The sequence below is a fragment of the Streptomyces sp. JHA26 genome (genome assembly GCF_002005565.1).
Taxonomy (GTDB): Bacteria; Actinomycetota; Actinomycetes; order Streptomycetales; family Streptomycetaceae; genus Streptomyces.
The window spans coordinates 84,255-99,308 of the sequence record NZ_BDJC01000024.1 but is presented as its reverse complement, the minus strand read 5'-3'; the positions used below and the strand labels follow the sequence as shown (position 1 = coordinate 99,308).

The following is a 15,054-nucleotide window of genomic DNA, read 5'->3' as shown; positions in this document are numbered from 1 at the left end:
GCCGCATCGCGAAGGCCCACAGGGCGAGCGCGACGAGCGGAATGACGGCGGGCAGGGCGGCGGAGGCGGCGGCGCGCACCGGCCGGGCGGCGGGGGCCGGTGCGGCCGGGCCCGGGTCGGGCGGCCGGGGGGCGGTGCCGTGCTCCGGGCGCGCGGACACGTCGTCCGAGGACGTGCCGGCCGACTCCTGCGAGGCGCGGGAGTCGGTCCCGTACTCGGAGCCCGTCCCGGTCGTCGGCGTGTCCGTGTCCGGGTCCGGCCCGTCCGGGATCCCCTGCCCGGGTACAGGATCTGGTGCTGATCTCTCCCGTGGAGTTGCTGGCGGACGCACGACGGTTCCCCCCTGGCGGTTCGGCTCTGTGCTCGATCAGTCCCTGGACGTGTCGTTCGGTCTGCTGCGGTGTGCGTGTCCGGTCACGGCCGTCGGGCGGCGCGGTGGCAGGAGCAGGACGGCGAGGACGAGCAGCAGAAGCAGAGGCGGAGCGGCCGGCGCGAGCTCCTGCCGCCAGACCCAGCCCGCCACGGCGGCGAGATACAGCACCCCCCAGCGTCCCTGCCACGACAGCCGCCCGCCGGCCTTGGCGAGCAGCGGCCACAGTGCCACCGGACACAGCGACTGCAGGACGAGCGGTACCCAGCGCAGAAGGGGGGCAGGACCGTCCAATCCCACCGCATCCGCCAGAAAACCGGCCATCTTCTCGTACAACGCCCCGTCGACCGGCTGCGGTTCCCGGCCGAGGGCGACGGGTGCGGCGTACAGGGCGAGCACGGCGGAGCCCAGCGCGGCGCCGGGCAGCCGGGGGTCGGGGCGGGCGTACAGCGTCACGGACGCCGCGAACACCACGAGCAGGACCGCCCCCGCGACGAGCGCCGCCGACGGCAGCCCCCGCAGGAGTTCGCGCCCGGTGAGTCCGGCTGCCGCCTTCGACTCGTCGGTGAGCCAGGGGAGTTCGCGCAGGAAGGCCCAGAAGACCAGGGTGGCGGCGGCGAGCAGGGCCCACAGGCCGTTCGCCAGGTACCGCTGGGAGCGGGGGTCGTCGTGGCCTTCCCCGGGGACGCCGGACGCCGTCGCGGGGGCGGCCGCCCGGTCCGGGGCGGGGTCCGGGGCAGGTCTCGGCGCGGGGTCCGGGGCGGGGACGGATGCGGGGCCTCTTCCGGAAGCGGACGCGGGGGCCGCCGTGGCGTCCGGGCCGGAGGCGGAGGCGGAGACGGGTGCGGGTGCGGGTGCGGGACTCGGCGCCGCATCCGTGTCCGAGGCGGACGCGGAGGTCGCCGCCGGGTCCGGCTCCGAGGCACGCGGCGGCTCCGGCTGACGGGACGGGCGGACGACCAGGGCCAGGGTGTCCGCCTGCAGGGCCTCGCGTTCGTAGCCGGGGCGGCCGATGAACAGCGCGGCCGTGTCGTCGCCGGTGCCCTTGTCCCCGTACGCGGCCCGGCGCGCCCAGCTCGTGCCGTACCCGGCGGTGGCGTTCAGCCGCGCCCAGCTGGTGCCGTAGTCGGAATCCTCCGCGTTCCGGCCGCGGCCGCCCGTGCCGCCCCCGTCGCGCAGGACGGAGCGCAGGCCGGGCACGCAGCCCACGGCGACCAGCGTCATGCTCAGCAGCACCGCCCACCCGGCGCCCGAGATCCCGGCCGGGCCGAACAGCGCGGCCGCGCTGCCCAGGACGAGGGTGCACATGGCGCCCTGCACCGCGGCGAGCGCACCGGTGCGTCCCTGGACGCGCAGCACGCCGATGTACAGCTCGACGACGATCCTCGGCAGCGCCCCGACGGCGAGCAGCCGCAGCACCGTGGAGCCGTGCTCGGCGTAGTCCTCGTCGAAGGGGGCGAGGATCTGCGGGGCGAGGACGACCAGGACCAGCACCACCGGCACCAGCAGCAGCGTCATCCGGCGCAGCGCCCCGCGGACGCCGTCGGCGAGGTGGCGGGGATCGTGCGAGGCGTGGGCGGTGAGCGAGGAGGCCATGTTGATGGCCATGAACTCCATCGTGCCGCCGACGGTGTACGCCACGTAGAAGAAGCCGTTCTCCGCGGCGCTGAAGCGGACCGCGACCATCACCGGCAGCAGGTTGATCATCGCCAGGCTGAACAGCGCGCCCAGCGAGTCCCCGGCCAGGAAGCGGCCCATCTCCCGTGCTCCGGGCGGCTCCACGTCGCGGTCGGCGGCGGCCTGGCGCGGGATGAGCCTGCGGAAGATCAGCCAGCCGAGCGGCAGGGTGGAGAAGGCGATGGCCACGGCCCAGGACACGAAGATGCCGAGCACCGGCAGCGCGGAGGCGAAGACGGCCAGGAGGATCAGCTTCCCGACCGAGAACACCGCGTTCCCGGCCGGCACCCACTCGGCCTTGCGCAGCCCGGTCAGCACCCCGTCCTGGAGGGTGAGCAGCGCCCAGGCCACGCACGCGGCGACGAACAGGGCACCCGCCGCGGGGGTGCCGAGCGGCGCGTACGAGGCACCCCACAGGTCGAGGGTGAGCAGGAAGACCACGGCGGCCACGACCACGACCACCGAACTGGCCACGTACGCGCGCCACACCAGCGGACCGGTCGCCCGTCCGGCGCGCGGCACGAAGCGGACGACGGCGCCGATCATCGTGGTCGCCGTGATGCTGGCCAGCAGCCGCATCGCGGCGATGGCGGCGGAACCCTGGCCGACGGCCTCCTCCGAGTAGTAGCGGGCGGCCACGAACCAGAACCCCAGGCCGAGCACGGCCGAGACGCCGGTGCTGAGCATGAGGAAGTAGGCGTTCTTGAACAGCGAGTCGGAGCCCTGCCCCCTCCCGGGCGGCTCCGGGTCGCCGTCCGCGGACGCCGCGGCGGCCTCGTGCACCCGCGTCTCAGCCACGGGACGGCCCCGCCCCTTCCGGTGCCCGGGCGGGCAGCGCCCCCGACTCCTCCAGCACCCGCACGACCGCGCGGGCGCGCAGCGGGTCCACGGGCAGCGCGTGCCGCGCGAACCAGCGCGCCCCCTCGGGGCTGGGCGAGAGGTCGGTGAACTCCGCCCCCGCGTAGTCGTCCAGCGGCGGGTCGTAGAGGTACCCGACGACGATGCCCCGCCGGGCCAGTGCCGCGATCGCCGCGTCCCGGTCCGCCACGAACAGCGGCACCCGGAACAGCGGCTGCGTCCCGTCCGGCCGGCCGCCGCCGGCCGGGTGCGCCCAGCGGGTCGACAGCAGCAGTTCCGTGCCCGCACGGCAGCCCGCGAGCACGTCGTCCAGCCGGTCGAGCCTGCGCCCGACGCGTCCGAGCCGGAACCGGCCCGACCGCAGGCGGTAGTCGTGCATGTCCACGCGGACCCAGGGATCGTGCGCCTCCAGGTCCGGCGCCGAGGCGACCGCCCGGGCCAGCTCGCCGGGTCTGAGCGGCATCCGGATCCCCTCGCGCTCCGTCCTCCCCAGGAGCCGCAGCGTGGCCCAGGCCGCCCGGCGCAGCCGCAGGCCGCGCACGGCCGCCTCCGCGTACGGCCGTACGGCGTAGGCGACCTCGGCCGTGGTCCGGCGCGGCAGCAGCAGGTCGTCGCAGGACTTCGCCAGCGCCTCCCGCAGCCCCGGGTCGGCGACCGCGAGGATCCCCCCGGCCTTGGCGCCGACGTGCTTGGACAGGCTGAACACGGACGCGTCGCCCCAGGTGCCGACGGGCCGCCCGCCCACCTCGCTGCCGATGGCGTGCGCCGCGTCCTCGAACAGCGGGATGCCGAGCGCGTCGCAGCGCTCCCGCAGCCGGGGTGCCGGGTCCGGGTTGCCGTACAGATTGGTCGTCAGCACGGCGGACAGGGAACCCCACACCTCCTCGGGCACGGCGTCGACGTCGATGGACGCGTCCAGCGGGTTCAGCGGCGCCTGCACCGGCCGCAGTCCGGCGGCCAGGACGACGAAGAAGATGACGTCGTCGTTGACCGGCGACATCAGCACCCGGCCGCCCGGCGGGCACCAGTGACGCAGGGCCGCGTACAGCCCGAAACGGCACGACGGTACGTAGACGCATTCCCGGCCGAGTCGGCTGCGCATGGTCTCTTCGAGCCGCTCTCTCGGCTGCGAACCGGACCGCGCCGTACCCGGACGGGCCTCCCCTGTGGCCATCCGCCCCCCTGATGTGCCGTCGGAACGCCCCCTCCCCGAGGCCTTCCGGCACGCGTCCAGAGTCACCCCGTTCGCACCGCTCCGTCAAGATTGCGTTCCGGCCTGTGGACAACTTCCCGCACACGGGTGGTGGCGGAGCGCCACGGTCCCACGGGTCGTCCTCCGCACCGCCCGCGCCGGCGCCGGGCCGCTCCCCGCCCGCACGTCGGCCGCCCGTCCCCACCGGCCGCCGCCACCTCTTCGGACACTGCCCAAGACCCGTGTGCCACCCGTAACGTGTGGCACGACCACGGATCACGTGGCGCACGGCGAGCACGAGAGCGAGGCAGCACCCGATGCCCCCCTTCGATGTCCCCGAGGGCGATCCCTTCGGCCCGCACAACCTTCCGTACGGCGTGTTCTCGATCCGCGGCGCACAGGAGCGGACGGTGGGCGTCCGGCTCGGCGACCACGTCCTGGACGCGGGCGCGGCGGCCCACGCGCTCGGGTCGCCGTACGCGTCCCTGCTGGCGCGGCCCACCCTGAACCCGCTGCTGGCGGCCGGTCGCACCACCTGGTCGGACGTGCGGCGCGCGCTGACGGCCTGGGTGACGGTCCCGTCCCACCGGGAGGCCCTGGAGCCCCTGTTCCACCCCCTGTCGTCGGTGACCCTGCACCTGCCCTTCGAGGTGGCGGACTACGTCGACTTCTACGCCTCCGAGAACCACGCCCGGAACGTCGGCCGGATCTTCCGCCCGGACGCCGAGGACTCCCTCACCCCCAACTGGAAGCACCTCCCGATCGGTTACCACGGCCGCGCCGGCACGGTCGTCGTGTCGGGCACGGACGTCGTACGGCCCTCCGGGCAGCGCAAGGCCCCCACCGACGCCGCGCCCGTCTTCGGCCCGTCCGTCCGCCTCGACATCGAGGCCGAGGTCGGCTTCGTGGTGGGCACGCCGTCCGAGCCGGGCCGTCCGGTGGCGCTCGGCGACTTCCGCGAGCACGTCTTCGGGCTGTGCCTGCTCAACGACTGGTCCGCGCGGGACGTCCAGGCCTGGGAGTACGTCCCCCTCGGCCCGTTCCTCGGCAAGTCCTTCGCCACCTCGGTGTCGGCCTGGATCACCCCGCTGGACGCCCTGGACGAGGCCCGGGTGGCGCCGCCGGAACGCACGCACGCGCTGCTGCCCTACCTGGACGACGCCGAGGAGGAACCGGGCGGCTACGACCTGCGGATCTCGGTCGCGGTCAACGGGCACGTGGTCGCCGAGCCGCCCTTCTCCACCATGTACTGGACCGCCGCCCAGCAGCTGGCCCACATGACCGTCAACGGGGCCCGCCTGCGCACCGGCGACCTCTACGGCTCGGGCACGGTGAGCGGGCCCACCGAGCGGGAGCGCGGGTCGCTGCTGGAACTGACCTGGAACGGCCGCGATCCGCTGGAACTCCCGGACGGCAAGCGGACGTTCCTGGAGGACGGGGACGTGGTGACCCTGTCGGCGTGGGCGCCGGGTCCGGGTGGCGCCCGGGTGGGGCTGGGCGAGGTGACCGGGCGGATCGTCGGCCGGTGACCGCCCGCGCCGCCGGACCGGAACCGGCCGGACGACCGGCTTCCGGACGACCGGCTTCCGGGCGGGCGGTTGCCGGGCGGGCGGTGTTCGGCCCGGCGCGGCCGCTTCCGCACGCGCGTCCGGTGCCCGTCGGGGCCTGACTCGCACCGCCCGTCACCGTCATACTGGCGTCGGGCGGTGTGCGCGGCGCGCCCGTCCCCCTCCGGCACGGCTCGGAACCGCGGCGGCGCCGACGGCGCGGGGCCCGGGCTCGGCCCGGAGGTCGCACCACCGCCGCGCCCGCCCCTGCACCACAGCACCACAGCCAGAGCCGCCTTCCGACAAGGATCCGGAGCCCGTGGCATGACCGTCTGCCTGCTCCTGCTGTTCGCCGTCGCCGTGACCGCCGCCGTGCCGGTGCCACGCGCGCTGACCCGTTCCGCGTGGCCCGAACGGGATCCCGTGGTCGCGCTGTGGGTGTGGCAGTGCCTGGTCGCCACGGTGCTGCTGTGCTGCCTGACCTCCCTCGCGCTCGGCGCCGCCGCCGTCTTCGGCACCGTGCGCACCCAGCTCTTCGCGTCCGCGCCCCCGGCGGTGACCGCCGCCTACAACCTCTCCTCCGGCCCGCCCTGGGCGGCGACCCTCACCCTGCTGCTGGCCGGCGGTGCCGCCTGGACCACCGCGATGCTCGTCCGCGAGCTGGTCGAGGCCCGCAGGCGCCGCGCCCTGTCCCGCGCGCACCTGCGCGAACGCGCCCCCGACCTGCCCGCCGGCCTCCCCCGGGCCCGCGGTCCCCTCCTGGTCCTGGAGGACGAGTACCCGGACGCCTGGTGGATGCCCGGCAGCCCGGCCCAGCTGGTCGTCACCACCGGCGCCCTGCACCGCCTGACCGACCATCAGCTCGACGCCGTGCTCACCCACGAACGCGGTCACGCCCGGGCCCGCCACGACTGGCTGCTGCACCTGTCCACCGCCCTGGCCACCGGCTTCCCGCGGGTCCCGCTCTTCTCCCACTTCTGCGACCAGACCCACCGCCTGGTGGAACTCGCCGCCGACGACACCGCCTCCCGCCGCTGCGGCCACCTGACCACGGCACTGGCCCTGATCGAGCTCAACCAGCACCGGGGCGTCCTGTCCTGCGCCTCCAGCCACCGCCTCCTCGGCGAGCGGGTCGACCGCCTCCTGGAACCCCCGCCCCGCCTGACCCCCCGCGACCGCGCCCTGACCACGGCGACGGCCGCCCTGGTGCCCCTCCTCCCCCTCCTGATCACCTTCGCCCCGGGCCTGACGGCACTGACGTGACCCACCGCGCGCCGGCCGAGACGCCGGCCGTCAGGGCCTACGCGGCCCGGGCCCTGTGACGGGGAGGCGCCGCCGTCTCATGCCCAGTCGTCGGGCTCCGGCTCCGGCTCGTCCTCGGGCCAGTCGTCCGGGCCGGGCCCGGCGCCGTCGGCCGCGGGGGACGGGGCCGGTGACGCCTCACCGGCCAGCCCGGCGAGCACCGCCAGCACGCCCTCCCCGTACGTCGCCAGCTTCTTCTCACCGACACCGCTGATCCCGCCGAGCTGCCCGACCGAGGTGGGCCAGGCGGTGGCGATCTCCCGGAGCGTGGCGTCGTGGAAGATCACGTACGCCGGGACGCCCTGCTCGCGGGCCTGCTCCGCGCGCCAGGCGCGCAGCGCCTCGAACGCGGGCAGCAGCTCCTCGGGCAGCTCGGCCGCGGCGGCCTTGGTCTTGCGGTCGCCGCGTCCACCGCCCGCCGCCTTGGCCGTGGCCGGCTTCTTGGGCTCCTTGCGCAGCGGCACCTCCCGCTCCCGCCGCAGCACCGCCCCGCTGGCCTCGGTCAGCACCAGCGTGCCGTACTCGCCCTCGACCGCGAGCAGCCCCTGGGCCAGCAGCTGACGGGTGACGCCCCGCCACTCGCCCTCGGTCAGCTCCTCGCCGATGCCGAACACGGAGAGCTGGTCGTGGTCGAACTGGATCACCTTGGCCGTGCGCTTGCCCAGCAGGATGTCGATGATCTGCCCGGCGCCGAACTTCTGCCCGCGCTCCCGCTTCAGCCGCACCACGGTCGACAGCACCTTCTGCGCCGCCACCGTGCCGTCCCAGGTCTCGGGCGGGGTGAGGCAGGTGTCGCAGTTGCCGCAGCCCGCCGGGTCCGGGTCCTGCCCGAAGTAGGCGAGGAGCTGGCCCCGGCGGCACCGGACGGTCTCGCACAGGGCGAGCATCGCGTCCAGGTGGGACTGGGCCCGGCGGCGGAACGCCTCGTCGCCCTCGCCGGACTGGATCAGCTTGCGCTGCTGGATGACGTCGTTGAGCCCGTACGCCATCCACGCGGTCGACGGCAGTCCGTCCCGCCCGGCGCGACCCGTCTCCTGGTAGTACCCCTCGACCGACTTGGGCAGGTCCAGGTGGGCGACGAAGCGGACGTCCGGCTTGTCGATGCCCATGCCGAAGGCGATGGTCGCCACGACCACCAGGCCCTCCTCGCGCAGGAACCTCGACTGGTGCGCCGCGCGGGTGCCCGCGTCCAGGCCCGCGTGGTACGGCACGGCCTCGACGCCGTTGCGCGACAGGAACTCGGCGGTCTTCTCGACGGAAGCGCGCGAGAGGCAGTAGACGATGCCCGCGTCCCCGGCGTGCTCCTCGCGCAGGAAGCTCAGCAGCTGCTTCCTGGGGTCGGTCTTCGGCACGATCCGGTACTGGATGTTGGGCCGGTCGAAGCTGGCCACGAAGTGCCGCGCCGCCGGCATGTTCAGCCGCTCGGTGATCTCGCGGTGGGTGGCGTGCGTGGCCGTCGCCGTGAGCGCGAGGCGGGGCACGTCCGGCCAGCGCTCGCCGAGCAGGGACAGGGCGAGGTAGTCGGGCCGGAAGTCGTGGCCCCACTGGGAGACGCAGTGCGCCTCGTCGATCGCGAAGAGGGAGATCTTGCCGCGGGAGAGCAGGTCGAGGGTGCTCTCCAGCCGCAGCCGCTCGGGCGCCAGGTACAGCAGGTCCAGCTCGCCGGCGAGGAACTCGGCCTCCACCGTGCGCCGCTCGTCGAAGTCCTGCGTGGAGTTCACGAACCCGGCCCGCACGCCGAGGGCGCGCAGCGCGTCCACCTGGTCCTGCATCAGGGCGATGAGCGGCGAGACCACGATGCCCGTGCCGGACCTGACCAGGGCGGGGATCTGGTAGCACAGCGACTTTCCGCCGCCGGTGGGCATGAGCACGACGGCGTCGCCGCCGGCCACCACGTGGTCGACGACCGCCTCCTGCTCACCGCGGAAGGCCTCGTACCCGAAGACCCGGTGCAGCGTGGCCAGCGTCTCGCTGTCCAGCCGCCCGGCCTCTGCCGTCTCTGCCGTCTCTGTCATCTCGTCGATCACGCCCATCGTCCTGTCCCCCCGTACGTCCTGCCGCGCCCGTCCCGCCGTGCCCGTCCTGTCCCGACCACTGCCCCAACGATAGGGGCCCGCACCGACAGCCCCGGAGTTGTCCACAGACTCACTTCGTCACCTTGTGCAACGCGTCGGTGGCCTGGGGCGACACCCGTGACTCCGCCCACCGGGACCGCGTGCACACGGCAGCCGGAACCTCGCCCCCTGACTGGCCGATTCCGCCCGACACGGGCTGGACGGCTGACGATCTGGACCGTCTTCCCGACCTGCCGGCGCACACCCAGCTGATCGACGCCGCGCTCGTCCTCCCCTGCCCGCAGTCGGTCTTCCACGAGCGGGCGACGTCCTTCTTCGGCCGACGGCTCTCCGCAGCCGCGGTCCAGGGCTCGACGTCCTGTGCGGGTTCACCATCGACGTGGACCGGCAGAACAGGCCGGAGCCGGATGTGCTGGTGTTGGAGGAAGAGGCACTGACAAGTCCCGATCAGACCCGCGTCCCAGCGGCAGCCGTCGTGCTGGCCGTGGAGGTCGTCTCGCCGGACTCCGTGTCCCGCGACCGCGAGACCAAGCCCCTGAAGTACGCCCGGGCCGGTATCGCCCACTACTGGCGCGTGGAGGACGAGAAGGGCCTCACCGTCGTCCACGCCTTCGAGCCGGAGCCCACCACCGGCGCCTGCACCAGCGTCGGCATCTTCCGTGAGCGCATGAAGGTGAGCGCGCCGTTCCCGATGGATCTGGACCTGACCGCCGTCAGGGCACGCCGCGGCGGCGAGTAGCCCCCGAAGCCGCACGGCGGCGGCCCGGCACTCCCGAGGGTGCCGGGCCGCCGCCGTGTCCGAACGGGCGGGCGCACGCGTCAGCGCACGAACACCCCCGCCTGTCCCGCCAGGTCCAGGAAGTACTGCGGTGCCACACCGAGCACCACCGTGACCGCCACGCCGACGCCGATCGCCGTCATCGTCAGCGGGGACGGCACCGCGACGGTCGGGCCCTCCGGCCGCGGCTCGCTGAAGAACATCAGCACGATCACGCGGATGTAGAAGAACGCCGCGATCGCCGACGAGATCACGCCGACCACGACCAGCGGGGCCGCGCCGCCCTCCGCCGCCGCCTTGAACACGGCGAACTTGCCCGCGAACCCGGAGGTCAGCGGGATGCCCGCGAAGGCCAGCAGGAACACCGCGAACACGGCCGCCACCAACGGCGACCGGCGCCCGAGCCCGGCCCACTTCGACAGGTGGGTCGCCTCGCCGCCCGCGTCGCGCACCAGCGTGACCACCGCGAAGGCGCCGATCGTCACGAAGGAGTACGCGGCCAGGTAGAAGAGGACCGACGAGACGCCGTCCGGCGTGGTCGCGATGACACCCGCGAGGATGAAGCCCGCGTGCGCGATCGACGAGTACGCCAGCAGCCGCTTGATGTCCGTCTGCGTGATCGCGACGATCGCGCCGCCCAGCATGGTGACGATCGCCACCGCCCACATCACCGGCCGCCAGTCCCAGCGCAGGCCGGGCAGGACGACGTAGAGGATGCGCAGCAGGGCGCCGAAGGCCGCGACCTTGGTCGCCGCCGCCATGAAACCGGTCACCGGCGTCGGCGCGCCCTGGTACACGTCCGGCGTCCACATGTGGAACGGCACCGCGCCCACCTTGAACAGCAGGCCCACGACGATCAGGGCGGACCCGACGAGCAGCAGCGCGTCGTTGCCCATGGTGCTCGCGAGTGCCGGGGTGACGTTCTGGACGGTGCCGTCGACGACCTGCGCGATGGTGCCGTACGACATGGAGCCCGCGTAGCCGTAGAGCAGGGCGATGCCGAACAGGGTGAACGCGGAGGCGAACGCGCCGAGCAGGAAGTACTTGACCGCCGCCTCCTGCGACATCAGCCGCTTGCGCCGGGCCAGCGCGCACAGCAGGTACAGCGGGAGGGAGAAGACCTCCAGGGCGACGAAGAGGGTCAGCAGGTCGTTGGCCGCCGGGAAGACCAGCATGCCGGCGACGGCGAACATCAGCAGCGGGAACACCTCGGTGGTGGTGAACCCGGCCTTCACCGCCTTCTGCTCGCTCTCGCTGCCCGGCACCGCCGCGGCCTGCGCCGCGAAGGAGTCGACGCGGTTGCCGTGCGTCTCCGGGTCGAGCCGCCGCTCGGCGAAGGTGAACACGCCGACCAGTGCCGCCAGCAGGATCGTGCCCTGCAGGAAGAGGGCCGGTCCGTCGACGGCGACGGCGCCCATCGCCGCGATGCCCGCCTTGGTCGTGCCGTACCCGCCCGCCGCGAGCGCGACGACCGCGGCGAAGGCGGCGACGAGCGCGACGACGGACACGAACATCTGCACGTAGTAACGGGACCTGCGCGGCACGAACGCCTCGACCAGGATGCCGACGATCGCCGCGCCGATGACGATGAGCGTGGGCGCGAGCTGCCCGTACTCGATCTTCGGTGCGTCGATCTTCGCGATCGGGTCGGCCGCCGTTGCCGCCGTTGTCCACAGGTCGTGGACGGCTGATGCGCTCACTTGGCCGCCTCCACCTCGGGCCGGGGGTCCTTCTTGTGTACGTCGGACATGGTCTGCTGCACCGCCGGGTCGACGATGTCCGTGACGGGCTTCGGGTAGACGCCCAGGAAGATCAGCAGCGCCACCAGCGGCGCCACGACCACCAGCTCACGCACCCGCAGGTCGGGCAGGGCCGTCACCCCGGGCTTCACCGGCCCGGTCATCGTCCGCTGGTAGAGGACGAGGGTGTAGAGCGCGGCGAGGACGATGCCGAAGGTGGCGACGATGCCGATCACCGGATAGCGCGTGAACGTGCCCACCAGCACCAGGAACTCGCTGACGAAGGGCGCGAGACCCGGCAGGGACAGGGTGGCCAGGCCGCCGATCAGGAACGTGCCGGCGAGCACCGGGGCGACCTTCTGCACACCGCCGTAGTCGGCGATGAGCCGCGAGCCGCGCCGGGAGATCAGGAATCCGGCGATCAGCATCAGCACGGCGGTCGAGATGCCGTGGTTGACCATGTAGAGGGTCGCACCGGACTGGCCCTGACTGGTCATCGCGAAGATGCCCATGATGATGAAGCCGAAGTGCGAGATCGACGCGTAGGCGATCAGGCGCTTGATGTCGCGCTGGCCGACCGCGAGCAGCGCCCCGTAGATGATGCTGATCACCGCCAGGACCAGGATGACCGGCGTCGCCCACTTGCTGGCCTCCGGGAACAGCTGGAGGCAGAAGCGGAGCATCGCGAAGGTGCCGACCTTGTCGACCACCGCCGTGATGAGCACGGCGACCGGCGCGGTGGACTCCCCCATGGCGTTGGGCAGCCAGGTGTGCAGCGGGAACAGCGGCGCCTTCACCGCGAAGGCGAAGAAGAAGCCGAGGAACAGCCAGCGTTCGGTGCTGGTCGCCATGTCCAGCGAGCCGTCGGCCCGGGCCTCGGCGATCTCGGTGAGGGAGAAGTTCCCGGCGACCACGTACAGCCCGATCACCGCGGCCAGCATGATCAGGCCGCCGGCGAGGTTGTAGAGGAGGAACTTCACCGCCGCGTACGACCGCTGGGTCGCCGCCGTCTCCTCACCGTGCTCGTGCGCCCGGTCCCCGAAGCCGCCGATCAGGAAGTACAGCGGGATCAGCATGGCTTCGAAGAAGATGTAGAAGAGGAAGACGTCGGTGGCCTCGAAGGAGATGATCACCATCGCCTCGACGGCCAGGATCAGGGCGAAGAAGCCCTGCGTCGGCCGCCACCGGCTGCTTCCCGTCTCCAGCGGGTCGGCGTCGTGCCAGCCCGCGAGGACGATGAACGGGATCAGCAGGGCGGTCAGCGCGATCAGCGCCACCGCGATGCCGTCCACGCCCAGCTCGTAGCGGACGCCGAAGTCCGCGATCCAGGAGTGGGACTCGGTGAGCTGGTAGCGGTCGCCGTCCGGGTCGAAGCGGACCAGGACCACGATCGCCAGGACCAGTGTGGCCAGCGAGAACAGCAGCGCCAGCCACTTGGCCGCGGTGCGCTTCGCGGCCGGCACGGCGGCCGTGGCGATGGCCCCGACGGCCGGGAGCACCGCCGTCGCTGTCAGCAGGGGAAAGGACATCGGTATCAGACCGCCCTCATCAGCAGGGTCGCGGCGACGAGGACCGCCGCACCGCCGAACATCGAGACCGCGTAGCTGCGCGCGAACCCGTTCTGCAGCTTGCGCACCCGCCCGGACAGGCCGCCGAACGAGGCCGCCGTGCCGTTGACGACCCCGTCGACCAGGGTGTGGTCGACGTAGACCAGCGAGCGCGTGAGGTGTTCGCCGCCGCGGACCAGGACGACGTGGTTGAAGTCGTCCTGGAGCAGGTCGCGCCGGGCGGCCCGGGTGAGCAGCGACCCGCGCGGGGCGACGGCCGGGACCGGACGGCGCCCGTACTGCGCCCAGGCGATCGCGACGCCGATGACCATGCAGGCCACCGTCGCCCCGGTGACCGTCCCGGCGCTGATCGGCGCGTCGCCGTGGCTGTGCCCGGTGACGGGCTCCAGCCAGTGCAGGAAGCGGTCGCCGATGCTGAAGAAGGCGCCGCCCGCCACGGACCCGACGGCCAGCACGATCATCGGGATCGTCATGGTCCTCGGGGACTCGTGCGGGTGCGGGGGCGCGTACGCGCCGCGCGTCTCGGCGGCCGGCTCCACGTCGGGCTCGGCCGGCGACGGCGTCGGGGCCTTGCGCCAGCGCTCCTCGCCGAAGAACGTCATCAGCATCACGCGCGTCATGTAGTACGCGGTGATGGCCGCGCCCAGCAGGGCGCAGGCGCCGAGGATCCAGCCCTCGGTGCCGCCCTTGGCGAACGCCGCCTCGATGATCTTGTCCTTGGAGAAGAAGCCGGACAGGCCCGGGAAGCCGATGATGGCGAGGTAGCCGAGGCCGAAGGTGACGAAGGTGACCGGCATGTACTTCCTGAGGCCGCCGTAGCGGCGCATGTCGACCTCGTCGTTCATGCCGTGCATGACGGAGCCGGCGCCGAGGAACAGCCCGGCCTTGAAGAAGCCGTGCGTCACCAGGTGCATGATCGCGAAGACGTAGCCGATGGGACCGAGGCCCGCGGCGAGCACCATGTAGCCGATCTGCGACATGGTCGAGCCGGCCAGCGCCTTCTTGATGTCGTCCTTGGCGCAACCGACGATCGCACCGAACAGCAGCGTGACCGCGCCGACGACGGTGACGACCAGCTGCGCGTCGGGCGCGCCGTTGAAGACCGCCGCCGAGCGGACGATCAGGTACACGCCCGCGGTCACCATGGTCGCGGCGTGGATGAGGGCCGAGACCGGGGTCGGGCCCTCCATCGCGTCACCGAGCCAGGACTGCAGCGGCACCTGGGCGGACTTGCCGCACGCGGCGAGCAGCAGCATCAGGGCGATCGCGGTGAGCTTGCCCTCGTCGGCCTGCCCCGCGACGCCCGGGTCGTGCAGCGTGCCGAGCACCGGCCCGAAGGCGAAGGTGCCGAACCACAGGAACATCAGCATGATCGCGATCGACAGGCCCATGTCGCCGACGCGGTTGACCAGGAAGGCCTTCTTCGCGGCCGTGGCCGCGCTCGGCTTGTGCTGCCAGAAGCCGATCAGCAGGTACGAGGCGAGACCGACGCCCTCCCAGCCGACGTACAGCAGCAGGTAGTTGTCGGCGAGGACCAGGATCAGCATCGCCGCGAGGAACAGGTTCAGGTAGCCGAAGAAGCGGCGGCGGCGCTCGTCGTGCTCCATGTACGCGACCGAGTACAGGTGGATCAGCGAGCCGACGCCGGTGATCAGCAGGACGAACGTCATCGACAGCTGGTCGAGCCGGAAGGCGACGTCGGCCTGGAACCCCTCCACCGGGATCCAGCTGAACAGGTGCTGCGTCAGGGTGCGGTCCTCGGCGCCGCTGCCGAGCAGGTCGGTGAAGAGGACGAGGCCGATCACGAAGGACACGGCGGCCAGCAGTGTGCCGATCCAGTGGCCGACGGCGTCCAGCCGCCGGCCGCCGCACAACAGGACCGCCGCTCCCAGGAGGGGCGCCGCCACCAGCAGCGCGATCAGGTTCTCTGCGTTTGTCACGGTCAGCC

At 73.1% G+C, this 15,054-nt stretch carries 8 protein-coding genes and 1 pseudogene; 3 read left to right on the top strand and 6 right to left on the bottom strand.

The window, feature by feature from the left end; translation table 11 throughout:
- Positions 1-367 precede the first annotated feature (367 nt).
- Positions 368-2,845 carry a lipopolysaccharide biosynthesis protein gene (locus JHAT_RS16970; RefSeq protein ID WP_107481945.1) on the bottom strand — a complete coding sequence of 826 codons (2,478 nt, stop codon included), beginning with the start codon at positions 2,843-2,845 and terminating at the stop codon, positions 368-370.
- Positions 2,838-4,079, bottom strand: a complete 1,242-nt coding sequence (locus JHAT_RS16965) for a DegT/DnrJ/EryC1/StrS family aminotransferase (RefSeq protein WP_077799016.1) — start codon at positions 4,077-4,079, stop codon at positions 2,838-2,840. The genes JHAT_RS16970 and JHAT_RS16965 overlap by 8 nt, the downstream gene beginning before the upstream one ends.
- A 335-nt stretch (positions 4,080-4,414) precedes the next feature.
- Here JHAT_RS16965 and fahA point away from each other — a divergent pair, with 335 nt between their 5' ends.
- Positions 4,415-5,626: a fumarylacetoacetase gene (gene fahA, locus JHAT_RS16960; protein WP_077799015.1), complete on the top strand. Its 1,212-nt coding sequence runs from the start codon at positions 4,415-4,417 to the stop codon at positions 5,624-5,626.
- 342 nt (positions 5,627-5,968) lie between these two features.
- Entirely contained in the window at positions 5,969-6,907 is a 939-nt protein-coding gene (locus JHAT_RS16955) for a M56 family metallopeptidase (RefSeq protein ID WP_077799014.1), read from the top strand.
- Between the two features lie 77 nt (positions 6,908-6,984).
- Here the strand turns inward: JHAT_RS16955 and recQ are convergent, their stop codons facing one another.
- Entirely contained in the window at positions 6,985-8,961 is a 1,977-nt protein-coding gene (recQ, locus tag JHAT_RS16950; protein WP_171990932.1) for a DNA helicase RecQ, read from the bottom strand.
- 200 nt (positions 8,962-9,161) lie between these two features.
- On the opposite strand from recQ, the pseudogene JHAT_RS34660 reads away from it, so the two are divergent.
- A pseudogene (locus JHAT_RS34660) lies at positions 9,162-9,760 on the top strand (Uma2 family endonuclease).
- An 80-nt stretch (positions 9,761-9,840) separates the two neighbouring features.
- On the opposite strand, the gene nuoN reads toward JHAT_RS34660, so the two are convergent.
- Genes nuoN through nuoL form a run of 3 tightly spaced genes read right to left on the bottom strand, consistent with a single transcriptional unit; the run spans position 9,841 to position 15,046 of the window.
- Positions 9,841-11,499, bottom strand: a complete 1,659-nt coding sequence (gene nuoN / locus JHAT_RS16940; RefSeq protein WP_077799011.1) for an NADH-quinone oxidoreductase subunit NuoN — start codon at positions 11,497-11,499, stop codon at positions 9,841-9,843.
- Positions 11,496-13,067 carry an NADH-quinone oxidoreductase subunit M gene (locus JHAT_RS16935; RefSeq protein WP_077799010.1) on the bottom strand — a complete coding sequence of 524 codons (1,572 nt, stop codon included), beginning with the start codon at positions 13,065-13,067 and terminating at the stop codon, positions 11,496-11,498. Before JHAT_RS16935 ends, nuoN begins: the two co-directional genes overlap by 4 nt.
- A 5-nt stretch (positions 13,068-13,072) precedes the next feature.
- Positions 13,073-15,046, bottom strand: a complete 1,974-nt coding sequence (nuoL, locus tag JHAT_RS16930; protein ID WP_077799009.1) for an NADH-quinone oxidoreductase subunit L — start codon at positions 15,044-15,046, stop codon at positions 13,073-13,075.
- Positions 15,047-15,054 lie beyond the last annotated feature (8 nt).